Annotated in this window: 1 protein-coding gene; it reads left to right on the top strand. The window is 33.3% G+C overall.

From position 1 onward, the window contains the following. The coding region (locus AB2B41_RS24205) for a hypothetical protein (RefSeq protein ID WP_367880286.1) at nt 1-234 on the top strand (234 nt) is incomplete at both ends.

Here is a 234-nt window from a genome sequence, read left to right as displayed (position 1 = left end):
CCGCACAAAACCAAAAAACACCACAAGTTGAAAAAACCCAAACGCCTACCCAACGGCAAAGCCCCCAAAACCACCCAACAAAACAAACAAAAAAAAAAAAAAAAAAAACAACAAAAAAAAAAAAAAAAAAAAAAAAGAAACACACCCACCACAACTCCACACACAACAAAAACACACACCAAGAAGAACAACACACAAAAAAAAAGAACACTAACAAACCAAAACAAAAACAAA

The organism is Sulfitobacter sediminis (assembly GCF_040811725.1).
Lineage (GTDB): Bacteria > Pseudomonadota > Alphaproteobacteria > Rhodobacterales > Rhodobacteraceae > Sulfitobacter > Sulfitobacter sediminis.
This window is presented reverse-complemented; position numbering and strand designations above follow the sequence as displayed.